Annotated in this window: 22 protein-coding genes; 11 read left to right on the top strand and 11 right to left on the bottom strand. The window is 58.4% G+C overall.

What is annotated here, in order from left to right:
* The first annotated feature begins 407 nt into the window (after positions 1–407).
* On the top strand, positions 408–1,628 hold the full coding sequence (locus FOT55_RS06880; protein WP_025304089.1) for a CynX/NimT family MFS transporter: 1,221 nt from the start codon (positions 408–410) through the stop codon (positions 1,626–1,628).
* On the opposite strand, the gene FOT55_RS25390 is transcribed toward FOT55_RS06880, so the two are convergent.
* From FOT55_RS25390 to FOT55_RS06870, 3 genes are all read right to left on the bottom strand, one after another.
* Positions 1,621–1,788: a hypothetical protein gene (locus FOT55_RS25390; protein ID WP_167324577.1), complete on the bottom strand. Its 168-nt coding sequence runs from the start codon at positions 1,786–1,788 to the stop codon at positions 1,621–1,623. The two genes, FOT55_RS06880 and FOT55_RS25390, sit on opposite strands and share 8 nt — an antisense overlap.
* Before the next feature lie 23 nt (positions 1,789–1,811).
* A complete protein-coding gene (locus tag FOT55_RS06875; protein ID WP_049232362.1) occupies positions 1,812–1,925 on the bottom strand; it encodes a YmiA family putative membrane protein in 114 nt (37 codons plus the stop codon).
* A 388-nt stretch (positions 1,926–2,313) separates the two neighbouring features.
* Entirely contained in the window at positions 2,314–3,966 is a 1,653-nt protein-coding gene (locus FOT55_RS06870) for a multidrug ABC transporter permease/ATP-binding protein (RefSeq protein ID WP_043139777.1), read from the bottom strand.
* Between the two features lie 178 nt (positions 3,967–4,144).
* Here FOT55_RS06870 and FOT55_RS06865 point away from each other — a divergent pair, with 178 nt between their 5' ends.
* From FOT55_RS06865 to lldD, 3 genes are all read left to right on the top strand, one after another.
* Positions 4,145–5,065, top strand: coding sequence for a LysR family transcriptional regulator (locus tag FOT55_RS06865; protein ID WP_141998885.1), 921 nt, complete (start codon positions 4,145–4,147; stop codon positions 5,063–5,065).
* A gap of 323 nt (positions 5,066–5,388) precedes the next feature.
* Entirely contained in the window at positions 5,389–6,972 is a 1,584-nt protein-coding gene (locus FOT55_RS06860; RefSeq protein ID WP_141998888.1) for an L-lactate permease, read from the top strand.
* Between the two features lie 42 nt (positions 6,973–7,014).
* Positions 7,015–8,154, top strand: coding sequence for an FMN-dependent L-lactate dehydrogenase LldD (gene lldD / locus FOT55_RS06855; RefSeq protein ID WP_025304093.1), 1,140 nt, complete (start codon positions 7,015–7,017; stop codon positions 8,152–8,154).
* 1 nt (position 8,155) lies between these two features.
* Here lldD and FOT55_RS06850 read toward each other — a convergent pair whose 3' ends face one another.
* Together FOT55_RS06850 and FOT55_RS06845 are read right to left on the bottom strand one after the other, a co-directional pair.
* The gene (locus tag FOT55_RS06850) at positions 8,156–8,965 is read right to left on the bottom strand and encodes a MoaF C-terminal domain-containing protein (RefSeq protein WP_147823271.1); all 810 of its coding nucleotides are present in this window, start codon (positions 8,963–8,965) and stop codon (positions 8,156–8,158) included.
* 35 nt (positions 8,966–9,000) lie between these two features.
* Positions 9,001–10,266 (bottom strand): MFS transporter, encoded by a 1,266-nt coding sequence (locus FOT55_RS06845; RefSeq protein WP_049206126.1) that lies wholly within the window; start codon positions 10,264–10,266, stop codon positions 9,001–9,003.
* A gap of 669 nt (positions 10,267–10,935) precedes the next feature.
* On the opposite strand from FOT55_RS06845, the gene FOT55_RS06840 reads away from it, so the two are divergent.
* Together FOT55_RS06840 and FOT55_RS06835 are read left to right on the top strand one after the other, a co-directional pair.
* Complete coding sequence (locus FOT55_RS06840) at positions 10,936–11,853, top strand: TIGR03571 family LLM class oxidoreductase (RefSeq protein WP_025304096.1); 918 nt, start codon at positions 10,936–10,938, stop codon at positions 11,851–11,853.
* Between the two features lie 158 nt (positions 11,854–12,011).
* The gene (locus FOT55_RS06835; RefSeq protein ID WP_147823270.1) at positions 12,012–12,443 is read left to right on the top strand and encodes a VOC family protein; all 432 of its coding nucleotides are present in this window, start codon (positions 12,012–12,014) and stop codon (positions 12,441–12,443) included.
* Between the two features lie 6 nt (positions 12,444–12,449).
* On the opposite strand, the gene FOT55_RS06830 is transcribed toward FOT55_RS06835, so the two are convergent.
* The gene (locus FOT55_RS06830) at positions 12,450–13,994 is read right to left on the bottom strand and encodes a BCCT family transporter (RefSeq protein WP_147823269.1); all 1,545 of its coding nucleotides are present in this window, start codon (positions 13,992–13,994) and stop codon (positions 12,450–12,452) included.
* A gap of 158 nt (positions 13,995–14,152) precedes the next feature.
* Between FOT55_RS06830 and betI the strand changes: the two genes are divergently transcribed.
* Entirely contained in the window at positions 14,153–14,740 is a 588-nt protein-coding gene (gene betI, locus FOT55_RS06825) for a transcriptional regulator BetI (protein ID WP_147823268.1), read from the top strand.
* Positions 14,741–14,757: 17 nt separating this feature from the next.
* On the opposite strand, the gene FOT55_RS06820 is transcribed toward betI, so the two are convergent.
* Entirely contained in the window at positions 14,758–16,527 is a 1,770-nt protein-coding gene (locus FOT55_RS06820; protein WP_147823308.1) for an ABCB family ABC transporter ATP-binding protein/permease, read from the bottom strand.
* A gap of 181 nt (positions 16,528–16,708) precedes the next feature.
* Here FOT55_RS06820 and FOT55_RS06815 point away from each other — a divergent pair, with 181 nt between their 5' ends.
* Entirely contained in the window at positions 16,709–17,566 is an 858-nt protein-coding gene (locus FOT55_RS06815; RefSeq protein ID WP_043142553.1) for an AraC family transcriptional regulator, read from the top strand.
* 34 nt (positions 17,567–17,600) lie between these two features.
* Here the strand turns inward: FOT55_RS06815 and actS are convergent, their stop codons facing one another.
* Entirely contained in the window at positions 17,601–18,350 is a 750-nt protein-coding gene (actS, locus tag FOT55_RS06810) for an amidase activator ActS (RefSeq protein WP_049206129.1), read from the bottom strand.
* Between the two features lie 188 nt (positions 18,351–18,538).
* Positions 18,539–19,168: an isochorismate family cysteine hydrolase YcaC gene (gene ycaC / locus FOT55_RS06805; RefSeq protein ID WP_147823267.1), complete on the bottom strand. Its 630-nt coding sequence runs from the start codon at positions 19,166–19,168 to the stop codon at positions 18,539–18,541.
* A 189-nt stretch (positions 19,169–19,357) separates the two neighbouring features.
* Here ycaC and FOT55_RS06800 point away from each other — a divergent pair, with 189 nt between their 5' ends.
* The 3 genes from FOT55_RS06800 (at position 19,358) to FOT55_RS06790 (ending at position 21,395) form a co-directional block, all read left to right on the top strand.
* Positions 19,358–20,224, top strand: coding sequence for a LysR substrate-binding domain-containing protein (locus FOT55_RS06800; protein WP_158523427.1), 867 nt, complete (start codon positions 19,358–19,360; stop codon positions 20,222–20,224).
* A gap of 127 nt (positions 20,225–20,351) precedes the next feature.
* Complete coding sequence (locus FOT55_RS06795; protein ID WP_043142563.1) at positions 20,352–20,921, top strand: HdeD family acid-resistance protein; 570 nt, start codon at positions 20,352–20,354, stop codon at positions 20,919–20,921.
* Between the two features lie 135 nt (positions 20,922–21,056).
* Complete coding sequence (locus tag FOT55_RS06790) at positions 21,057–21,395, top strand: hypothetical protein (RefSeq protein ID WP_025304105.1); 339 nt, start codon at positions 21,057–21,059, stop codon at positions 21,393–21,395.
* Positions 21,396–21,568: 173 nt separating this feature from the next.
* Here the strand turns inward: FOT55_RS06790 and FOT55_RS06785 are convergent, their stop codons facing one another.
* Together FOT55_RS06785 and FOT55_RS06780 are read right to left on the bottom strand one after the other, a co-directional pair.
* Positions 21,569–22,177 carry an OmpA family protein gene (locus tag FOT55_RS06785; RefSeq protein ID WP_043142565.1) on the bottom strand — a complete coding sequence of 203 codons (609 nt, stop codon included), beginning with the start codon at positions 22,175–22,177 and terminating at the stop codon, positions 21,569–21,571.
* Between the two features lie 3 nt (positions 22,178–22,180).
* Positions 22,181–22,657, bottom strand: coding sequence for a hypothetical protein (locus FOT55_RS06780; RefSeq protein ID WP_004931717.1), 477 nt, complete (start codon positions 22,655–22,657; stop codon positions 22,181–22,183).
* Between the last annotated feature and the right edge of the window lie 215 nt (positions 22,658–22,872).

The following is a 22,872-nucleotide window of genomic DNA, read 5'->3' as shown; positions in this document are numbered from 1 at the left end:
ATCGGGCTTACAGCCCCGTTTTAGCAAAAAAACCGCCAAAAAACCTTTCGAATCGAAACGAATCGAAAAGCAAAAAGTGGAATGGGAGAAAAATGAAATGCCATGACGAGCGCTAACCCCCGGAGCGCTGAGACGTGGGCTGCACGGAAAGCGAAAGCGGCGCATGGTGCGCCCCACGCCATGACTTTTAGTTCACTCAGTGACCAGGATCACATAATGATAATTATCCTGCGGCCGGCGGGGATTAACCGCCACCATCCCGCCGGGCCATCCCCTTGTCAGTACGAGCCATCTTCCCTACACTTGCGATCAGATATCGGCCCCTTGTCGGTACGTAAGCGTTAACGTCAATCAACGCATCACGCCATGCAGCGCTGATTGACTGCATGCCCTGGTGCGAGGAACCCATGCCGCAACCCGCTTCATCCCCAGCGTCCACCGCGACCCCGCGTCGCCGGTTACACCGCCCTATTTTGCTGATCGTCGGCATTATGCTGATCGCGGCCAACCTGCGCGCCGCCCTGACCAGCGTCGGCCCGCTGCTGGAGCAGATCCAGCAACAGCTGGCGTTGTCCGCCACCGCCGCCGGCCTGATCAACTCACTGCCGCTGATCCTGTTCGCCATTCTCTCGCCGCTGACCCCAGCGCTGGCGAAACGCATCGGCATCGAGCGCACCCTGGGCCTGGCCCTCGCGCTGCTGGTCTGCGGTATCGTGCTACGTTCCCTGCCGCAAGACGCCATGCTCTGGCCGGGCAGCGTCCTGATCGGCGCCGCCATCGCCTTCGCCAACGTGGTGCTGCCAACGCTGGTGAAAAGAGATTTCCCACATCGCGCCGCCGCGATGATCGCTGCCTATGCGGCGGTGATGTCACTGGTTGCCGCCATCGCTTCCGGCCTGGCCGTGCCACTGGCCTCCCTGGCCAACCTCGGCTGGCGGTTCTCTTTGCTGTGTTGGGGTTTGCCCGCGCTGCTGGCGCTGTTGGTGTGGCTGCCGCAGCTGCGGCGCTCCGCCACCCCCGTCGCCAAAGAGCCGCAGCCAACAGAGCTGCAACGCTATCGCTCTCCCTGGGGCAGCGCACTGGGTTGGCAAGTAGCGATGTTCATGGGGCTGCAATCGATCGCCTTCTACACCATCATCGGCTGGTTCAGCGCCTTTGCCGCCAGCCACGGCACCTCCGCTCAGCAGGCGGGTTTCGAACTGTTCGTTTACCAGGTGGTGGCAATCGTCGCCAACTTTGTCATGGTGGTGATTTTGCCGCGTGCGCGCGATCAGCGGGCAATAGCGTTGGGCAGCTCGCTGCTGATCTTCATCGGCGTCGGGGGATTATTGGTGCAACCCGCCAGTTCACTGGTGTGGCTGACGTTTGCCGGGTTGGGGGCGGGGAGTTCGCTGGTGCTGGCGCTGTCGTTCTTTGGATTGCGCAGTCAGCATCATCATCAGGCGACGCTGCTGTCGGGTATGGCGCAATCCGTCGGTTATCTGTTAGCGGCGCTGGGGCCCACCCTATTTGGCTTACTGCACGATCTGACGGAAGGCTGGCGCTGGCCGTTGATCGCCCTGCTGTGCCTGACCGTCTTGCAAATGCTGTTCGGCGCGTTGGCCGGCCGCAGCCGCGTGATCAGCTAACGCTGCGGCGCGATGGGGGCCGCGCCGCCTCAGAGTCGGTGTCCTGCCATAAATCTTCAATAAAGGCGCGCTGCTCATCGCTCAGCACCCATGACGGCGGAATTTTGGACGGTGCGCGACGCTCAGCGCCCTCACGGTTTTTAGCCTGCTTTTTGTTCACGAATCGCCTTCCTGCTTAACCTGCTAACTCAGTAACCAGTAAATCACGGCGGCGGTTAACAGCCAGAATAGCCCGCTACCGATAAACACACACAGCCATGCTCTACGTTTGATATCAGATCCATCCTTGCTCACCACAGCGCCCCCAACCAATAGATTAAACCATTCAAACATTAATTATCGATCTGTTTTAACGATCAATAAAGTCGTTTTTTCCTATGGAAATTTAAAAAACAGCTGCTAGCCATAGATCTGCATTACCGCCCTGGTAAGAACGGCACCGTGGATATCACTGTTATCGGCAGGCGATAACTTGAATTGATAGGCGAACGAACGTGCAGTGTGTCATACCTTGAAAGGTCAAAATTAAACCACTGGTAAATAATTCAACTATCAATTATTTGACTGGCCGTAAGCCAAATCGACAACAGACAGCGCTAAAGGCGGGGGATAAAATGAAACGACATACTGGGATCATACGAAGAGAAGCACCGGCCCGCTTTGGTCTCGCCCGGGCCGGCGTGAGTTAACCGATTCTGCTGACGGAATCCCGGCTGGCATGTTCACGCTCGCTGCCGGTCAGCTCACGTAAATGACCCGAGCGCATCTCAAGCAACCGATCGGCGTATTCGAAATAGTGATCGTCATGGCTGATGGCAAACACCGTTTTGCCCAGCGCACGCAGTTCTGGCAATAGTTCACGATAGAAAATGCGCCGGAATTGCGGATCCTGATCCGCGGCCCATTCATCCAACAGCAAGATATCGCGCTGTTCCGCCACCGCCAGCAGCAAAGCCAGACGCTTGCGCTGCCCCTGCGACAGTTGCGGATTGGTCACCCTGGTGCCGTCGAACTGCAGTTTGCTTTTCATATTCAACCGCTCGAGCCAGGCGGCGACCAGCTTCGCATCGGGTTCACCGCCTTCCGGCCCTTGTAAACGATCGAACTGATGAAAATCGGTGAAAATCGCCGAAAATAGCCGGCGGTAGTCCGGCATATCCGCCGCGGTCTGGGCGACGCCATCCAGCACGATGTGGCCGCTCACCGGTCGGTACAATCCGGTCAACAGCATCGCCAGCGTTGACTTGCCGCTGCCGTTGCCGCCGATCAAAAAGACCAGCTCGCCACGCCGCAGCGTCAGATTAAGCGGCCCGACGGCAAAACCGGGCTGCTGTTCCTTATCTGCATAGTGAAAAACCACGTCACGCAGCTCCAGCGTCTGCCAGGAACGGCAGGCGGCGACAGGGAACGCCGGTTGGTACTCGGCCAAGTGCAGCGTCTTCAGCTTGTTGAAGGCGACTTCGGCGCTGACCAGCGTCGGAAACGCCCCCACCGCCTGCAGTAATGGCGTGCGCAAGAACAGCAGCGTCAGGGAATAGGTGGCAGCCACCGCCGAGTCCGCCCATCCCAGGCTGTTAGCCATAAAGAACACCAGCCCAATCGCGCCTAACATCATGATATTTGACCAGTTGAGCGCACTCAAATGGAAGGTATCGGCGCGAATGATATGGTGGCGGTAAGTTTGCGCATCGGGTTGATAGGTCTGTTCGTACAGCGCCTGCGCTCGCTTGCGGTTTAACGTCAGTTCCTTGCGACCGTCAATCACCGATTCGTAATGATGATAGAGACGCTCTTCCGACTCGCGCAAACTGGCCATATGGCGATAAACCCGCGAGACCAGGCAGCCGCTGCCCACCACGGTGACGGCGACCCACACCGCCGTCACCGCCAACATTTTCGGCGATAACCACCCCAGATAGGCTGCCGACCCCAAGGTTAAAATCACCCCTTGCACCAGTTCGGGCAAGCGCACGAAGGCGACGGTGATATTGCGGACATCGCTGGACAGGCTCGCCAACAATGAGGCGCTGCCTAACTGTTCAAGGCGTTCAATATCGGTATCCAGGATGCGCTTCACTAACTGCCCGCGCAGGCGGTAGACGAAGTAATGGCCCAATGTCGTCAGCGCCAATTGCGATCCCAGCGTGACCGCCATCAGCAATGCCAGCAGGGCGAGAAACATTGGCAGTACGGCCAACGCATCGCCGCCGGCGTCCATCAGGTATTGATTGATAAACGCAATAATACCGATGCCTAAGCCGGCGCTGGTCATGGTCAATGCCATAACCGCCAGAAATGGCCAACGATACTGGTGATAAACCACCCGTAGCAGTTCCATGAAAAAACCTCTGAAGTCGCGATCTGGCAGGCATTGTAAGCGGCACGAGAATGAGATCAAGACGAATTCTCATTGCTCGCGCAGCCTCTGATTTCGACGCCAAGGGCATTTTGATGATTGCTTATTGAAACGAGAGACTTACACTGACGCCTCTATCCGCTGAAGGGAACAGCCGATTATGCTCGCCACTCACGAATACGCCAACGACCTGATTCTGTTCGCCCTGATTGTCGACTACGGCTCGTTCAGCAAGGCCGCGGAGAGCGCCGGCATCACCAGTTCGGTGGTCAGTAAACGCATCGGGCGGCTGGAGAAATCCCTGGGCGCCCGGCTGCTGTACCGCACCACGCGCAGCCTGACGCTGACCGAAAGCGGCCAGGCGCTCTACCAACAGGCCAAAGAGATCGGCGCCAAAGTGCAGGAGGCACTGTACGCCGTCAGCGAAAAAAGCGAAGAATTAACCGGTACCATCCGCATGTCGGTGCCGACCATTTCGGGCGAGCTGCTGCTGAGCGAGAGCGTGGCGGAGTTTTGCGCACTGCATCCCAGTCTAAAGGTCGAAATGCGGCTGGAAAACCGCTTCGTCGATCTGGTGGAAGAAGGCATCGATCTGGCGATCCGTACCGGCACTATGCCAGATTCGAGCCTGATTGCCCGGCCGATCTTCGATTCCCGCTGGGTGATCGTCTGCTCGCCGGGCTATTTGGAAAGCCACCCGGAACCGCGCAGCGCCGAAGACCTGCTCGGCCACAATTGCCTGACCTACACCTACCAGGAGAGCGGCACCGCCAACTGGCTGATGAAACGGCCGGGGCGCAACGAAATCTACGAGCTGCAGGTTAACGGCAACCTGTCGGCCAACAATGCGCGGGCGATCCGCAAAGCGGTGATCGGCGGCCACGGCATCGCCATGGTGCCGCGCTGCATGGTGTATGAAGATTTGCAGGACGGCAAACTGACGGAGATCCTGGCCGGCCACTGCGGCAAAGTTTTGGGCATTTACGCCGTCTATCCTTACACCCGCAATCTGCCGTTAAAAACCCGTCTGCTGATCGAACATATCATCGGTTCCTACCAAAATATCGGCCATTACTTTTGAGTTTTCTTCTCTGATTATTTCCCCTCGGCCACAAAAGACCGCGGGGATTACGGCATTTTTGGACATAATCTATTGAACATTACGGCTTAATTAATGTGATATCGCGCATTCATCACACATAAAAACCTTCTATCAAACTGATTTTAAAGCAGTTAATTTACCCCCTCCCGTCGACCAATTTCCCGCCGCCAACGCCGTTCGCCGATGTTAAAAAATTACCGCATGGCATCGTCGCCATCGTTGTGATTAGAATGAAAATGTTGCGGTAATTAACCTTTCAGCTACATATCTCTGCCCATAAAAATAATAACCCTGAGGATCTTATGCCCCTGCTTTTTAGTATTGCGCCCATCGTCCTACTGATTTGGATGATGACCAAAAGGAATGGCGTGCCCTCTTACCTCGCCCTGCCGCTGACGGCCGCCGTGGTGTATGCCGTCCAGCTCCTGTGGTTCGATGCCTCGCTGCGGCTGCTGCATGCCAATATCATCACCGCGCTGGTGTCGACGCTGACGCCGATCACCATCATCGCCGGCGCCATCCTGCTCAATAAACTGATGCAGGTAAGCGGCGCGGAAAACGTGGTGCGCCGCTGGCTGGAAACCATCAGCCCCAATCCCGTGGCCCAGCTGATGATTATCGGCTGGGCGTTCGCCTTTATGATTGAGGGCGCCAGCGGCTTCGGCACACCGGCCGCCATCGCCGCGCCGATTCTGGTCGGGCTCGGCTTCAACCCGCTGCGCGTCGCCCTGCTGACGCTGGTGATGAACTCGGTACCGGTCTCCTTCGGCGCCGTGGGCACCCCCACCTGGTTCGGCTTTGCCAATCTCGGCCTGTCGGACGCCAGCCTGCTGGAGATCGGCCGGCAAACCGCGCTGATCCACTTTATCGCCGGCTTCGTTATTCCTCTGCTGGCGCTGCGCTTTATCGTTTCCTGGCAGGATATCCGCCGCAACCTGCCCTTTATCCTGCTCAGCGTGCTGAGCTGCACCGTGCCTTATCTGCTGCTGGCCCAGGTGAACTATGAGTTCCCGGCGCTGGTCGGCGGCGCCATCGGCCTGGCGCTCTCGGTGCTGCTGGCACGCGGCGGCATCGGTCTCGCCCGCAGCGACAAACTGCAGAACGCCGGGCAGGCGGTGCCGTTCTTGCAGGTGGTCAAGGCCATGACCCCGACCCTGCTACTGATTGCTATTCTGATAGTGACGCGCGTGCATCAGTTGGGCCTGAAGGCGCTGCTCAACAACACCACGCTGCTGTGGCAGGAAAACCTCGGCTGGCTCGGGGAGCTGCGCATTAGTCAGGCGCTGATCGTCGAACTGCAGCAGGTACTGGGCACCTCCGCCGCCGCCGGCTACAAAACGCTGTATGTCCCGGCGCTGATCCCGTTCCTGTTGGTGGTGGTGCTGTGTATTCCGCTGTTCCGTCTGAATGGCGGCCAGGTGCGGCAAATGTTCAGCGAAACCGGCGGGCGCATCGCGCGGCCCTTTATCGCGCTTTTCGGCGCGCTGGTGATGGTCAACCTGATGATGCAGGGCGGCGACAACGCGCCGGTGATCCTGATCGGGAAAGCGTTGGCGGCGCTGACCGGCGAGAGCTGGCTGCTGTTCTCTTCGTTCCTCGGTGCGCTGGGCTCGTTCTTCTCCGGTTCCAATACCGTTTCGAACCTGACGTTCGGCGGCATTCAGCAATCGATCGCCCAGAGCAGCGGCCTTGACGTCAATCTGACGCTGGCCCTGCAGTCCGTCGGCGGCGCCATGGGCAACATGGTGTGCCTGAACAACATTATCGCGGTCTGTTCGATCCTCGGGATCGGTAACGCCGAAGGCAAAATCATCAGAAAGACCGTGCTGCCGATGCTGGCGTACGGCGGGATTGCGGCCGGTATGGCAGCGATCCTCACGCTCTGACTGAACACTCGTTATCGCAAGCAAGACAAGAAGGTAAACACTATGATCATCTCCGCGTCAACCGACTACCGGGCCGCCGCCCAGGCCAAACTGCCGCCGTTTCTGTTTCACTACATCGACGGCGGGGCCTACGCGGAGCATACGCTGAAGCGCAATACCGCAGATCTGGCCGATATTGCCCTGCGCCAGCGCGTGCTGCGCAATATGTCCGAACTCAGCCTGGAGACCACGCTGTTCGGCGAGCAGCTGGCGATGCCGGTTGCGCTGGGGCCGGTGGGGCTGACCGGCATGTACGCCCGCCGCGGCGAAGTGCAGGCCGCGCGTGCCGCGGCCAAAAAAGGCATTCCGTTCACGCTGTCCACCGTGTCGGTCTGCCCGATCGAAGAGGTAGCGCCGGCGATCGATCGGCCGATGTGGTTCCAGCTCTACGTGCTGAAAGATCGCGGCTTTATGCGCAACGCACTGGAGCGCGCCAAGGCCGCCGGCGTGAAAACGCTGGTGTTTACCGTCGACATGCCGGTGCCCGGCGCCCGTTACCGCGACGCCCACTCGGGAATGAGCGGCCCTAACGCCGCCCTGCGCCGCGTTCTGCAGGCGTTTACCCATCCGCAGTGGGCCTGGGATGTCGGCCTGTTCGGCAAGCCGCACGATCTGGGCAACGTCTCGGCCTACCGCGGCAAACCGACCAGCCTGGAAGACTACATCGGCTGGCTGGGCGCCAACTTCGATCCGTCGATTTCCTGGAAAGATCTGGAGTGGATCCGCGAATTCTGGGACGGCCCGATGATCATCAAAGGCATTCTGGATCCGGAAGACGCCAAAGACGCGGTGCGCTTCGGCGCCGACGGCATCATCGTCTCCAACCACGGCGGCCGCCAGCTGGACGGCGTGCTGTCGACCGCGCGCGCCATGCCGGCGATCGCCGACGCAGTGAAAGGCGACATTACCCTGTTGGCCGACTCCGGCATCCGCAGCGGCCTGGACGTGGTGCGCATGATCGCGCTGGGCGCCGACAGCGTGCTGCTGGGGCGCGCCTTCGTCTATGCGCTGGCGGCGGCGGGCGAAGCCGGGGTGGCCAACTTGCTGGATCTGATCGACAAGGAAATGCGCGTCGCTATGACGCTCACCGGCGCGAAATCCATCACGGAGATCAACGCCGGATCGCTGGTCAGAAACGCCTGATTCACAGCGGCTGCACGCCCTCCGGGTACGCGTTGTAGCTCATCTTGCTGATGAATGCCCCGGCCGGTGACACCAGCACCCGGCCGGCGGCGTCCAGCCCGAGGAAGGTGCCGGTGCAGCGTCCGGAGATAAAGTCGAGGAAGAACACCGAGCACACCGGGATAATCTTTTCCCGGAAGGTGAACAGGAACATCTCATCCTCAAACTTGTAGTAAGTGGCGTAGTCCATGTCGCCGTGGCCGAACTGTTCGCCGCGCAGGTTTTGCCAGGCGTAGCGCTCGGTGTTGACGTAGAAGTGCTCGTAGTAATGGTTGGGGCTGTAGACGTTCAGCGTGCGATAGCCGATCAGCTCGCGGGTCAAATGCGGTGCGATGCCGCCCGGCGTGACGCCTGCAATCAGCCCAACGTGGAAGCTTTGCTTGAGGCGAGACCCCTTTTCTACCGCATGTTCAGGCAGTAGCGTGCTGCGCACCAGCAGCGCCCGGCCGCTGTCGCGGTTGAGCACCAGCGTCAGGCATTCGTTGCCCGGCGACTGCAGCGGAATATTGAAGAAATAGCGTGCGGCGGAGGTTTGCACCTCTTCGTAAGCGTCCTCGCCGCTCTCCCCGCCCCAGGCCCAGAGCACCCGTTGCCGATCGGCGCTGAAACGCAGCGTGAAGTCCCCGCCGTCTTCAAAGGCGATCTGCAACGTTTTGCCGCGCCAGTCCTGGGTGCCCGGCAGCCGGTTGGTGTCGATGCCGCGTGCGAAATCGTCGTAATTCTTCCAGTCCGGTTCGGCATTTTGATTCAGTACGGATTGTTCTGCTGACATCTTCGCTCTCCTTGATTGAATGGGATAAAACCGTCTTACACGTCGGCGACGCTCGCCGGTTTCACCGTTCTGCGGCTCACCACCGCGGGTGCAGTTTCATCGAGAAAACAGCTCAGTACGCCGGCGCAGACCGCGCCGGCAGCCGCCAGCCACATCACGCTGACCAGGCCATAGCGATCGGCGATCAGCCCGGCGATAAACGGCGCCAGGCAGCCGCCAATCACCTCGCCGATCCCCATCACCAGCCCTAATGCGGTGGCAATACGGGCTGGCGATACCGTTTCAGACGGGATGGTGGCCATAAACAGCGTGAAGCAGCCGAGGCCGGTATAAGACAGGAACACCAGCACGCCCAGCAGCCACGGGTTGTCGACGTAGCTCAGGAACAGCGGGCAGCACACCGCCAGCAGCGAAAAGAAAATCAGCGTCGGTTTGCGCCCAAGGCGATCGGAGATCGCCGGTACCGCCACGCCCCAGAAGACCCAGGCGGCGCCGATGGCGCTCATGATGCCGCCCATCGTGCCTTCACCGAAGCCACGGTCGGTCACCAAAAAGTTAGGGGTGAAGGTAATGATGATCATGAACCAGGTGACGAACACGCAGGAAATCAGAATGCACAGCGCCACGTTCTTGATTTTGAACAGCTCGCCGTAAGCGGCTTTGCCCGCCGCCTTACCGGTCGCCGGCGCGGCGATAAAGGCGGGATCCTTTTTGCCGTTCACATGGCGATAGATCAACCACGCCAGAATGATGCCCGGCACGGCGGTCAGGTGAAACGCCATGCTCCAGCCCCACTTCTGCGCCAGATAGATGATCAGCGGCGGCGCGATAATGCCGCCCAGCAGCCCCGGCGCCGCGCCCTGGATCAATCCCATGTTGAAACCGCGGCGCTGCGGCTGCGATTTTTCCACCATCAACGATTGCGCGATCGGCAAAACCGGCCCTTCGGCGATCCCCATCAGCGCCCGGAAGATCAATAGCATGGCAAACCCGCTGACCAACCCCGACAGCGCGGAGAACAGCGAAAACACCAGGATCGACAGGATCAGCATCGGTTTGCGGATATTAAAGCGATCGGCTATCGCCCCCAGCCCCGCGCCAGACAGCGCCCAAGTCAATGCCAGCACCGCCGACAGCGTGCCGAGATGCACGTTGCTGAGCTTGAGGTCGGCGGCAATCATCGGAAACAGAAACGAGATGGTCAGACGATCGACGAACACGCAGCCGAAGACGAAAAACAAAATAATCAGCAACCGGTTCTCTTCACTTAATGCGCGGCGAGGCCCTGGCGATGTATTCATAGCGTCATTTGTCCATAAGTTAACTTATGAATGGCGACCCGCCATGGCATAAGTGTATTAAGCACTCGGCCAAGAGAAACATTGGCCCTCCGTCACGACAACAACTCATTAACATATTAATGACATAAAATTATCGCAAGCCGGCGGTCTGTCAACCGGCGCTTTCTTAGAGACGAATGAAGTTTTTATCCGGTACTATTTTAAAATAGAATTATCACAATCAGATATTTTATCACTTTGTTTTTACAGACAATAAAATAATAACGAGTATTTTCCCGCGGTTAAAAACGCCTATTTTCACGCCATCTGTGAATAATCTCACCATTAACTCTTCAGGTTTATTAATTTGTCACCCCCTTTCAGTTAACGATAGGCAGCATTCGGATTCGTTTTTATCTATTGAATTATTTCGTTTTATTTCATGACCGCGCAACAAAATAACTCTTACGAGGGAAAGGCTATTGGCAGGGTTACATCATTTCATCTGGACAATAACAAAAGCGCAGAGCGTGACGTAAATCACGGCAATCATGCCGTATCCTGCAAAGTAATTATGCTCGCAACAGCAATTATCTATTGCGATTAGGGCTGTTTATCTCAATTAAGCGCCATGCAACACTTCGTGCCATCGTTCGACACCGCGCCGCAAGGCCAGAGACGGAGTGACACATGAGCATCGAAAAACTAACCCGGGAGCCGCTTTCCATCGGCATCGAGTTGCCGCTGGACAACGATTGGTCCACCAGCGGGCAGCTGAAACGCCAGCAGGATGGGCGACCGTTCGGCGTGCCGGACATGAGCGAACACGCTGCGCGCATCAAGCTGGCCGATGAGCTCGGCTTTCGCGCCGCCTGGGTTCGCGACGTGCCGCTGTACGATCCGGACTTCGGCGACGCCGCGCAGGTGTTTGAGACCTTTACCTACCTCGGCTACCTGTCCAGCCTGACGCGCAATATTCTGCTGGGCACCGCGGCCGTGGTGCTGCCGCTGCGCCAGCCGTGGCTGGTACGCAAAGCGGCTTCCACGCTGCAAACGCTGAGCGGCGATCGTCTGCTGCTCGGCGTCGCCAGCGGCGATCGCCCTGTGGAATACCCGCTGTTCGGCGCCGATTACGCCGCGCGCGGTGAACGCTTTCGCACCAGCGTCGGCATTCTCAAAGGGGAAGCCGACAGCGCGCTCCAGCCTGGATTGCGCCTGCTGCCGGCCACGCCGCCGCCGCCGCTGCTGGTCGCCGGGCTGGCGCAACAAACGCCTGAGTGGGTGGGAAAAAATATGGATGGCTGGCTGTCGTATCCCGGCACGCCTGCGGACCACGTTTCGCGGGTCAAACTCTGGCGTAACGTGGCCGGTGACAAACCCTACGTCAGCTTTATTCATCTCGACCTCACAGATAACGCCGACGCGCCGATTCAGCGCCATCGCTTCGGCATCAAGAGCGGCCGCAATGGGTTGATTCAGGAACTGAGCGCCATGCGTGACGCCGGGGTCAACCACATCGGCCTGCATTTCCGCCGCAACCAGCGGCCGCTGGAAGAGACGATGCAGGAGATCGGCCAACTGGTGTTACCGGAATTCCATCGCGCCTGACGCCCGCTTTAGCCCGCTATTCCGACCTGAGCTGGTCTTTGCCCCGTTACCGGGGCTTTTTTATTTCCGCCGCTGCTAGTTCATAACAACTCAGTCTAATCCCTACGGCCAAACGGCGGCATGATGACGGGGAAACGAGCCACCATGAGGAATGAGCAATGACGGCAAAACTGACAGAAGCGGGCTTTTGGCGCAAAACCGCCGACTCTTCATCGCTGCGCGAGCCGCGCGTGCTGATCCGGGTCTACGTCGACGAAGGCGAGATTGACCGCGCCATCGCGTTTTACGAGCAACTGCACGGCGTGGAAGCGGATATGCGTTTCGACTTTCCCGAGCATCGGTTGGTGCTGGCAGCGGTAGGACCGTTTCTGATCCTGGAAGGCGCGGAAGAAAACCTGCGCCCTTTTCGCAGCACCGTCGGCACGCTGCTGGTCGATGACATTTATCCCTACCACCAGCGGCTGCAGGCCGCCGGAGCCGAGATCTTCTTCGGTCCGGTGGAGGTGCCCACCGGCGCCTGTTTCAATGCGCGCCTGCCGGACGGCACGATTGTCGAATACGTGCATCACCGGCCGCGCACGGACGAATAAACCGCCTCAGGGGATCGCCGGCGTCATGGCGTAACCGCGCAGATCCTTGCGCAGGCTGATCATGTACAGCACGATCACCGCCGAGAACGGCAGGCCGCACAGCACCACCGCGGTCTGCATCGCGCTGAAACTGCCGGCGTACAGCAACCCGGCGCACACCAGCGTGGTGACCGCCGCCCAGAACACCCGCAGCCAGGCCGGCGCGTCATCGTGGGCGGACCCGCCCTGGCAAGAGAGGTTAGCTATCATCAGCGTGCCGGAGTCAACCGGCGTCAGGAACAGCACGAAGCTTATCACCACCACGAAACCGGCGGTCAGCTGGGTATAGGGCAGGTATTCGAACAGCTTGAACACCGCCATCGGCGGATCGCTTTGCGCCACCTGCCCCAGGATCGCCTGCCCGCCTTCCAGCACCAGGCTGATGGCGGTATTGCCGAAGATCGACAGCCACGCCAGCGTAAACCCGAGCGGGATCAGCAACACGCCGAAGATCAGCTCACGGATGGTGCGGCCTTTGGAAATGCGGGCGATAAACAGCCCGACGAACGGCGCCCACGCCACCCACCAGGCCCAATAGAACAGCGTCCAGGCGCCCTGCCATTGGCGCGCCTTGCCGTACAGATACATATCGAAGCTGCGGCTGACGAGCGAGGTCAGATAATCCCCGAGGTTCTGCAACATGCCGTTGAGCAGGTTCAGCGTCGGGCCGGCCAGGAACACGAACAGCAGCAGCAGGCACAGGAAGCCGACGTTGATGTTAGACAGCATGGCAATGCCCTTCTCGACGCCGGTGACCGCCGCCAGCGTGGCCACCACCATCATCACCACGATCAGCGCCAGCAGTACGCCGGTGCTTTGCGGGATGTCGAACAGGTAAAACAGCCCCGAGTTCACCAGCAGCGCGCCGATCCCCAGGTTGGTCACCATCGAGATAACCGTCACCAGAATGCCGAAGCTGTCCACCAGATGGCCGACGCCGCCGTGGATGCGCTCGCCGAAGATCGGGTACAGCGCCGAACGCAGCGCCAGCGGCAAACCGCGACAATAGGCGAAATAGGCAAGCGCGGTGGCGATCAGCGCGTACAGCGCCCAACCGTGCAGCCCCCAGTGCAAAAAGGTGAGCGCCATCGCCTGTCGCGCCGCCTGCACGCTGCCACCGCTGCCTTCCGGTGGCGACAGGAAGTGATCCAGCGGCTCATAGGCACCGTAATACACCAGCGCAATACCGATGCCCGACGAGAACAGCATCGCCACCCACGAGGGATAGCTGAACTGCGGCGGTTCGTCATCCTGGCTCAGGCGAATATGGCCGAAGCGCGACAGCGCCAGCCAGAACACGAACGCCATGCAGGCGACCATCAATAGCATGTAATACCAGCCGAACACGTCGGCCACCCAGCTTTGCGCAACATTCAGCCACTGTTTGCTGGCGGCGGGAAACAGCACGACCAGCGATCCCAGCAGCAGGATCACCGCCGCTGAGCCGAAAAATACCGGGACATTTAATCTGACAGGTTCTTCGTCAAGCGATGGGGGAGTTTTCATTGTCATTGGCAGGCTTCCATGATGCGAAAGACAGACGATTTAAACGTAACTTTTGGTTAACATATTACCGTCATTTATTTGACATTTTCGCAGCATATAGAGTATTGATTGATCGTTCAATCAATCAAATTCAAAGTGTGATTTGCCTATCAGTTGGGGAAAATATGTACCGCAGAGACATTCCTGAGCAGCGCAAGGAGCAGCTGATTAACGCCGCCTTCGAGACCATCAACGTTGTGGGGCTGGCCGGCGTCACCCTCTCTCAGGTGGCGAAAGAAGCCGGGCTGTCGACCGGCATCGTCAGCCACTATTTTGGCGATAAAGAAGGATTATTGAGCGCGACCATGCGCAAGATCCTGCGCGATCTGCGCGACGCGGTGGCCGAGTGCCGCGCTCAGGCGGCAAGCGACAGCCAATCGCAGCTGTGCGCCATCATTCAGGGCAACTTCCACCCCAGCCAAACCAACGCCATTTCCATGCGCGCCTGGCTCGACTTCTGGGCCGCCAGCATGCATCAGCCGGGGCTGCGCCGCCTGCAGCGCGCCAACGATCGGCGGCTCTATTCCAATATTTGCAGCCAGTTCCGCCGCGAGCTGCCGCTGCAACAGGCGCGCGACGCAGCGCGAGGGCTGGCGGCGATGATCGATGGGCTCTGGCTGCGCGGCAGCCTGGCCGGGGATGACACCGACCTGCAGCAGGATTACCGCATCGCCTGCGACTACGTGATACAACGGCTCAAGGCTGCGCCATGACGGAGTGAACGGCAGCGTCAGTGCGGTTCCTGATCTTCGCTGTACTGGGTTTGCCACATGGCGGCGTAGCGACCGTTCGCCGCCAGCAGCGCCTCATGCCCCCCGCGCTCGACGATCTCCCCCGCCTCCAGCACGATGATCTCATCGGCGTCCACCACGGTGGAGAGCCGGTGGGCGATCACCAGCGTGGTGTGGTTGCGGCTCACCTCACGCAGGTGCCCCTGGATTTCGCGCTCGGTCTGGGTATCCAGCGCGCTGGTTGCCTCGTCGAACACCAGGATGGCCGGATTTTTCAGGATGGTGCGCGCGATCGCTACCCGCTGCTTTTCACCGCCCGACAGCTTCAGCCCGCGCTCACCCACCCGGGTGTCATAACCGTCAGGCAGACCGACGATAAAATCATGGATATGCGCCAGCCGCGCCGCCCGCTCGATTTCTTCATCGCTGGAGCCGGTTTTGCCATAGCCGATGTTGTAGCGCAGCGTATCGTTGAACAACACCGTATCCTGCGGCACGATGCCGATCGCCTGCCGCAGGCTGGCCTGGGTCAGTTGGCGAATGTCCTGGCCGTCAAGGGTAATGGCACCGCCCTGCACGTCGTAGAAGCGGAACAGCAGGCGCGACAGCGTGGACTTGCCCGCGCCGGAAGCGCCGACCACCGCCACCGTGTGGCCCGCCGGAATGGTAAAACTCACTAGCTTGAGGATCGGCCGGCGCGTGTCGTAACCGAAGCTGACCGCGTCGAACCGCACTTCGCCGCGCTCGAGGCGCAGCGGCTGCGCATCCGGGCTATCGACGATTTCACGCTTTTCCTGCAGCAGATCGAACATATTCTCCATGTCGATCAGCGCCTGGCGCACCTCGGAATAAATAAAGCCGAAGAAGTTCAGCGGCTGATACAGCTGCAGCAGGTAGGCGTTAACCAACACGAAGTCGCCGACCGTCATCGTCCCCTGCGTAATGCCCTGCGCCGCCATGGCCATCATCACGATCAGCCCGATCGAAATAATGGCGGTTTGCCCCAGGTTGATCGCGGTAAAACTGAATTGGTTCTTGATGGCGGCGTATTCGTACAGCCGCCGCGACAGGTCGAAACGCTCGGCCTCGAACTCTTCATTGCCGAAGTACTTCACGGTCTCATAGTTCAGCAGGCTGTCGATGGATTTGCTGTTGGCGTCGGCGTTGGCCTTGTTGAGCTCGCGGCGAAAACGGGTGCGCCAGCTCACCGCCAGCACGGTAAACAGAATGTAGCAGCCGACCGTCGTCAGGATCGCCAGCGCGAACCAGCCGTTCAGCATATGCCACATGATCGCTGTGACCAGCGCCAGCTCGAACAGGATCGGCACGATGGAGAACAACAGCCGCGACAGCACCGTGGACACCGCCTGGGTGCCGCGCTCGATGGATAGCGACAGCCCGCCGGTCTGGCGCTCCAGATGGAAGCGCAGGCTCAACGCATGCAGCTGGCGGAACACCCGCACGCCCAGCAGGCGCGTGGCGTTCTGGCTGACGTGGATAAACATCACGTTGCGCAGCTCCTCAAACAGCGCGCCGCCCACCCGCGCCACGCCGTAGGCGATAATCAGCCCCAGCGGCACCGCCAGCATTTTCGCCGTCTCGCCGCTCAGCGCATCGACCATCGCTTTGTAGGCCAGCGGCACCAGCGTGGTGCTGACCTTGGCCGCCACCATAAACACGAAGGCCACCACCAGATACCCCCGCAGCCGCGGGTTGTCTTTCGGCCACAGGTAGGGCAGTAGGAATTTCAGCAAACGGGAACGGTCCATCATGTAATATTCATCTTCTCGGTCGGGCTCGCGGCGCATGGCCGCGCGGGGGTTATGAGTTTGGCCTGGCCGGCGGCGAACGCCTCAGCCATTCCGTTTTCCTGCGGTGGCAACTCAGCATCATCCGTCAGGAGAAGCAGCAGCGACTCGGGCAAAGTTCAGGCATGGAGGAGACAATCACATGACCCAGACGTATGCAAAGCGCTTTGCGCAGGTCTTTGACTATATCGACCGCCACCTGGACGAAGCGCTTACCGTCGACACGCTGAGCGAAGTGGCCCATTTTTCGCGCTTTCACTTTCAACGCCAGTTTAGCGCGTATTGCGGCATCTCGGTGTGGCGTTATATCCAGTGGATGAGGCTTAAACGCGCCTCTTACCGCCTGGCGTATAACCCGCTGGAGCCGGTGATTGACATCGCGCTGGACGCCGGTTTTCAAAACCCGGAGTCCTTCAGCCGCGCCTTCAAACAGGCGTTCAGCCAAACGCCGAGCCAGTTTCGCAAACAGCCGGCCTGGATCGATTGGCAGCAGCGCTTTCCCGAGCCGAAACACAAAAGGAAACAACCCATGAAGGTAGACATTGTCGATTTCCCGGCCACGCCAGTGGCGATGATCGAACATAGCGGCCCGCCCGCGCTGGTCAACGAAACCGCCGCACGCTTTATCGAGTGGCGCAAAACCAGCGGCCTGTCGCCGGTCAGAAGCAGCCGCACTTACGGCATCGCACCGCACGATCCGGCCACCACCGACGCGCAAGACTTCCACTTCTTCATTTGCGGCGAGGTCACTGCACCGATCCCGGAGGACAACGCCTCTGGCGTGGTGAACGGCACGCTGCCGGCCGGACGCTGCGCGGTGCTGCGCCATCACGGCTCGCTGGATGGGCTCTCGGAAAGTGCCCACTATCTGTACCGCGAGTGGTTGCCGGCCAGCGGCGAGGAGCTGCGTGACTTTCCGCTCTATTTCCACTACCACAACTTCGTGCACGAGGTGGCGGAATATGAACTGGTGACCGATCTTTATCTGCCACTGAAATAGCTGACATCCGGCCCCGTAAGGAGCCGGATTAATGTTAACAGGACGGCGACGATCCCTGCGGCGGCAGATAGCGCTGTGGATCGAGCGCGGTGGCGCGGTAGCGGATCTGGAAATGCAGGAACACCGAATCGGTGCCGGTGCTGCCCATGGTGCCAATCTTCTGCCCCGCTTTCACATCCTGGCCGTTGCGCACCAGCGTGGTGTCGTTGTGCGCGTAGGCGGTAATAAAGTCTTCACCGTGCTTAATCATGATCAGGTTGCCGTAGCCGCGCAGTTGGTTGCCGACGTACACCACTTTGCCCTTGGCGGAAGCATAGATCGGCTGGCCGCGCTTACCGGCGATGTCGATGCCCTTGTTGCCGCCATCGGCATTGGAGTACGCCTGCACGATCCGGCCGCTGGTCGGCCAGCGCCAGCAACGTGCGGCGCCCGGCGGCGGCGTTTGCTTGGCGATCGCGGAGGAAGACGTTTTACGGCGCGTGGCGGCGGTTTTGGTCGGCGCGCCGCCGCTCAGCCGCAGCTTTTGCCCCACTTCCAGGCTATAAGGCGGGCGTATCTTGTTGATTCTGGCCAGATCGCTGACTTCGCTGTCGGTGATCCAGGCGATGTAGTACAGCGTATCGCCCCGTTTGACGGTGTAAGACTTGCCGGTGTAGCTGCCCTTCGGCAGTTTGTCGTAGTCACGGTTGTAGGTATTTTTACCCGAACACCCAGCCAACAACAGCCCCAATGTCAGACACACCGCGATGCGGCGCCACCTCGCCAGCTTGCTTCCTGTGCTCAAATCCTGTCCCCAATCGTCTTTTCGGTTCTGATACGCGTCAGCCGCACAGTGTAACATTTGCGCCGGGTCAGTCAAAAAGCGGGAAAGAGGCAACTATCGGAAAACAACTGGCACGGAGGCCGCTGCGGCACGATCGGCGGGAGGAAAAATGGCGCCATAAGGCGCCAAATCATGCAGCGATGCCGGGGTTACTGTTTACCTGAGGTCAGAAAACTGAAGCTGGTCATCAGATTGCGATAGTCAGGGATATGTTGAGAGAACAGGTTCCCCAACCCTTCGATATCATTTCGCCAATCGCGGTGCAATTCGCACGCCGCGCCAAACCAACTCATCAGCTGCGCGCCGGCCTGGGACATGCGATCCCAAGCCGCATCGCGCGTAATCGCATTGAACGTGCCGGATGCGTCGGTGATGACGAAAACCTCATACCCCTCTTCCAACGCAGAGAGCGCAGGAAACGCCACGCAAACCTCGGTCACCACGCCGGCGATGATCAGTTGTTTCTTGCCCGTGGCCTTTACCGCCTTGACGAAATCTTCATTATCCCAGGCATTGATATTGCCGGGACGAGCAATATAGGGGGCGTCAGGGAACGTTTGCTTTAGCTCTGGCACCAAAGGGCCGTTCGGTCCGTTTTCAAAACTCGTGGTCAGTATCGTCGGTAAATTGAAGTATTTAGCCAGATCGGCCAGCGCCAAAACATTATTTTTGAATTTATCCGGATCCTGATCTCTAACCAGGGACAGTAGCCCCGTCTGATGATCGACTAATAACACGGCGGCCTGTGCCTTATCTAATCGGTTATATTTAAAAGTCATTCCCTTCTCCTTTATCATCAAAACCATCAAATTCCGATCGCCCCATGCATTCCAAGCATGTAGCATGCTTTCAAACGCTCCGACATCAGGCTAGCAATGAACCAGCCGGGTAAATAGAACGATTATTGGGAATGAGTATCTCACCACTGGGAAGGTCAACTTTATATGGTAGATTTCAATGAGATGGTTATGTTTGCCAGAGTAGTTGAATGCGGTGGATTTCTTTCCGCCAGTAAGAAGTTTGGTATACCCAAATCGACGCTATCAAGACGAATATCCAATTTGGAAAAAAGGCTCAATGTCAGACTTATTCAGCGTTCAACGCGAAACCTCATGGTCACCGATATAGGAAAAGAATATTATCAGTACTGCCTGCAGATGATTAGCACCGCAGAGAAAGCGGAATGCCTCATTATTAACAAAAGCGAAAAACCCACTGGAAAAATAAAACTAACCTGCTCAAACATTCTCCTGGATCTTGGCCTAACGGAAGTCCTGGCGAAATTCATGCTGCAATACCCCAAGGTCAATTTGCATGTGAAAATATTTAATCGCAACGTGGATATTATTTCTGAAGGGTATGACCTCTCATTAAAACTCATCGCCGATGAACCCAAAAACAGCAACTTGGTGATGCGTCGAATTTGCGCTGTGCCCACCGCATTTATGGTCGCCCCCTCTGCAACTATTCAGTACCAAAGTATCAATACGCCCGAAGATCTCTCCAGTTTGCCAACGGTCGGGTGGTTATCGACCCATCTTCAGGCCGCCTGGACGTTTCAACAAGCCGATCGCGAAGTCAAAATAAACAACGAGTCGCGCATGGTGTGCGATGACATTCGCCTGATCAAGGAATCGATCGTAAAAGGCGTCGGTGTTGGCTGCCTGCCGCTGAAATTAGCCCGCCAGGAACTGCTCGACGGCAGCCTGAAAACGCTGCTCGACGACTGGACATTGGAACAACACAAGATTGTCGCGTTTTACCCTTCCAGACAAGGACTCCCCCCTTCGGTAAGGGCGCTGATTGATTTCATCGTTGATGAACTGGCCGAATAACACGCCGCTACCAAGCATAAACGCCACGCCGGATTTACCGCAGTGATTAAAAAGTGACTACTATAATAGAGCGTTCGGAAAAATAGAGTGCCCCCGAGGATCGCAACAAAGAGAATGGAGCTGTAACATGCTAAACCTTGATCGCAATAATCTGCCCCTCCTGAGCGAAGAACTGCTCAAAAAGCAACGCACCACCCTGCTGATCATCGCCTTCCTGCTGCTGGCGGGCGGTATAGTGTGCCTGGTTAATCCTTTCGCCTCCGGCGCGGCGCTGAGCATCGTGGTCGGCGTCCTGCTGCTGTTGAGCGGCGCCGGGCTGATTATCGCCATGATCGCCAACCGAGCGCAGAATACTTGGCCGATGATCGGCGGCATTCTGCTGGGCGTGGCCTACCTGATTATCGGCTATGTGTTCATCACCAGCCCGCTGGCGGGCATTCTGGCGCTGGCAGTGTACCTCGCCGTGCTGTTCGCGCTCGGCGGCATCGCCCGCCTGGCGGCTGGCTATATGCGCCGCGGATTGCCGGGCAACTGGCTGCAGTTCGTTATCGGCGTGCTCGATTTGATCATCGCCTGGATGCTGATCGGTTCAGGCCCGGCGGCGTCGGTCACGCTGGTGACGGCGATCGTCGGCATCGAGATGCTGGTCAGTTCCTTTGCGCTGTTCCAGGCGGCGAATCTGTTTAAACGCGCCTGACTCTACCGGCCCGCCATCGCGGGCCTCATCGCTTTCGTTGCTTCCAGACAAAACAAGGCGATACCCCCTCGGCTTGTCCGTGGTTATCTTCATCGGTAAGTGCCAATATAGGCGCAGACAAGGGAGCTGAAACCGATGACAACCCATTCCAACCCGTTGAACTCGCGGGAAGTCTGCCTGCAATTACGCCATTTTAATCAGGTAATCGGGCAACAATGCCGCAATATGGCGCGCCAAAAAACCACCTGCCCGTGCTGCCTGACGGACATCGCCACCGGCTGCGACGCCGGTATCAAACTGTGTGGACAGCAGTTGGCCAAACCCAACCCGCAAACCCCGTTATTCCGGCAGATTCGCAACTTGCTGCTCGATCTGCGCGCAGAAGCGATAGGAGTTCACAGAATAGACGTCCTGAACCGCACCAATAACGAAATATCCTGGCTGTTGCGCGAGCTGTATTTCGAGACGTTCTGACCCCGCATTTTGTCGGGGTCGCTAAAGCGAAAGCCGAAAGTGGGATACAGGCTTTTGGCGACGCGATTATGTTCATCAATCATTAACGTCACCGGCTCCACGCCCTACAAGCAGTCAGCAGGAGAGCCCGTTTAAAAGCGGCTCTGGCAAAAGAAACGTCCACCGACGCGGGGTTAACCGGCGGCAGCGGTTTTCGGCAACACGAAGTCAACCCGCCGATTCTTGGCCCGGCCCGTCGGCGTGTCGTTGGAAGCCACCGGTTCAGCCTCCCCTTTTCCCCGTTCACTCAGACGAGATTTTTCTACCCCATGTGCGATCAGCCAAACAGCCACCGCACGTGCGCGTCGCAGCGACAGATCCTGATTATATTTATCGCTGCCCACCGCATCGGTGTGCCCCTCGATCACCACGTTCCCTACCGGTTCGGCCGCGATAAATTGCGCCACCTGTTGCAGCGCAGGCTCCGCTTTAGCAGCAATCGCATCGCTGTCGAAAGCGAACAGCACATCGCTGCGCATCGATAACGTTACGGCATTTTTGCTGTCTCTGACGGAAATGTCGGCGGATTGTTTAGCCAAATCCGCTGCCTTACTCTGCAGATCAAGGACGCCGGCATTCAGCCCCGAAGGCAAACCAACCAAATCCAGCCGGGTGGCCTTAAGATCGAGTATCACCGGTTTCCCCACGGATGCCGGCTCTCCGCTGTCAGCCCATGAACCCAATGACACCAACCCAAAGGCTAACATCCCACCCACACAGGCGGCTTTCCTGAGGCCGTTCATCGCTCAACGATCCGTAATGGCTATCGGCCCGAGCGGCTCGACGTTGGCGATCGTCAGGTACACCTCTTTCACATCAGGTGGAGGCGCAGGGAAGCTGCCAAACCAGGTGGCGACATAGGGAATGCCTGAACTTGAGCTGAATGACACGCTGGGAGAGGCCAGTGGGACATTATTGCTATCGGTAAGCAGCAGGTATTTTTTATTACCCACCAGAATATAGAAGGATTTCTCAAGGCTGCTTTTATCCAGACTGCTATACAAGCCTTGCCCATTAAGGTTGTCTTTCAACCCTTTGAAACGCACTTTGATGGTCAGGATTTCACCGTGGCGCACGGCCTCGGTCACTTGCGCTTCGGCTACGCCGCTGCTGACGATCCCGGTAGCCAACGGTGTCACGGGGGGATCTTCCGCGAAGGCCATGCCGGGGAACATTATCGACGCAAACAGGCAGGAAATGACGAATTTTCTGACATGCTGCATGATCGGAGTCCTTATTCAGGGGGAATTGAAGATTGTTCTTTCAACAACCAGGCAATGCCACTGCGGTCACTCTGTCCCGGAATTATAGTAAAGCACCTCATATTCATGAGAGTTATCCCTGAAAGCGTAACCTTGGTCACGTTATGCTTGCGCATGAATTCTCCCCCCGTTAGCGCTTATTTTGCTGAATGACCCGCTTCATACCGGCATTCCCT

Source organism: Serratia bockelmannii (assembly GCF_008011855.1).
Taxonomy (GTDB): domain Bacteria; phylum Pseudomonadota; class Gammaproteobacteria; order Enterobacterales; family Enterobacteriaceae; genus Serratia; species Serratia bockelmannii.
Note: the sequence above shows the minus strand (reverse complement) of the source record. Positions and strands in the feature narration are given on the sequence as shown.

What these genes read in the sequence shown, in the direction of transcription:
- betI (WP_147823268.1), top strand. Translation starts at nt 14,153, where the DNA reads ATGTACCGCAGAGACATTCCTGAGCAGCGCAAGGAGCAGCTGATTAAC.
- FOT55_RS06870 (WP_043139777.1), bottom strand. Translation starts at nt 3,966, where the DNA reads ATGGAACTGCTACGGGTGGTTTATCACCAGTATCGTTGGCCATTTCTG.
- FOT55_RS06785 (WP_043142565.1), bottom strand. Translation starts at nt 22,177, where the DNA reads ATGAACGGCCTCAGGAAAGCCGCCTGTGTGGGTGGGATGTTAGCCTTT.
- FOT55_RS06795 (WP_043142563.1), top strand. Translation starts at nt 20,352, where the DNA reads ATGCTAAACCTTGATCGCAATAATCTGCCCCTCCTGAGCGAAGAACTG.
- FOT55_RS06820 (WP_147823308.1), bottom strand. Translation starts at nt 16,527, where the DNA reads ATGGACCGTTCCCGTTTGCTGAAATTCCTACTGCCCTACCTGTGGCCG.
- FOT55_RS06790 (WP_025304105.1), top strand. Translation starts at nt 21,057, where the DNA reads ATGACAACCCATTCCAACCCGTTGAACTCGCGGGAAGTCTGCCTGCAA.
- FOT55_RS06865 (WP_141998885.1), top strand. Translation starts at nt 4,145, where the DNA reads ATGCTCGCCACTCACGAATACGCCAACGACCTGATTCTGTTCGCCCTG.
- FOT55_RS06780 (WP_004931717.1), bottom strand. Translation starts at nt 22,657, where the DNA reads ATGCAGCATGTCAGAAAATTCGTCATTTCCTGCCTGTTTGCGTCGATA.
- FOT55_RS06800 (WP_158523427.1), top strand. Translation starts at nt 19,358, where the DNA reads ATGTTTGCCAGAGTAGTTGAATGCGGTGGATTTCTTTCCGCCAGTAAG.
- FOT55_RS06850 (WP_147823271.1), bottom strand. Translation starts at nt 8,965, where the DNA reads ATGTCAGCAGAACAATCCGTACTGAATCAAAATGCCGAACCGGACTGG.
- FOT55_RS06835 (WP_147823270.1), top strand. Translation starts at nt 12,012, where the DNA reads ATGACGGCAAAACTGACAGAAGCGGGCTTTTGGCGCAAAACCGCCGAC.
- FOT55_RS06815 (WP_043142553.1), top strand. Translation starts at nt 16,709, where the DNA reads ATGACCCAGACGTATGCAAAGCGCTTTGCGCAGGTCTTTGACTATATC.
- FOT55_RS06830 (WP_147823269.1), bottom strand. Translation starts at nt 13,994, where the DNA reads ATGACAATGAAAACTCCCCCATCGCTTGACGAAGAACCTGTCAGATTA.
- FOT55_RS06845 (WP_049206126.1), bottom strand. Translation starts at nt 10,266, where the DNA reads ATGAATACATCGCCAGGGCCTCGCCGCGCATTAAGTGAAGAGAACCGG.
- FOT55_RS06840 (WP_025304096.1), top strand. Translation starts at nt 10,936, where the DNA reads ATGAGCATCGAAAAACTAACCCGGGAGCCGCTTTCCATCGGCATCGAG.
- lldD (WP_025304093.1), top strand. Translation starts at nt 7,015, where the DNA reads ATGATCATCTCCGCGTCAACCGACTACCGGGCCGCCGCCCAGGCCAAA.
- ycaC (WP_147823267.1), bottom strand. Translation starts at nt 19,168, where the DNA reads ATGACTTTTAAATATAACCGATTAGATAAGGCACAGGCCGCCGTGTTA.
- FOT55_RS06880 (WP_025304089.1), top strand. Translation starts at nt 408, where the DNA reads ATGCCGCAACCCGCTTCATCCCCAGCGTCCACCGCGACCCCGCGTCGC.
- FOT55_RS06860 (WP_141998888.1), top strand. Translation starts at nt 5,389, where the DNA reads ATGCCCCTGCTTTTTAGTATTGCGCCCATCGTCCTACTGATTTGGATG.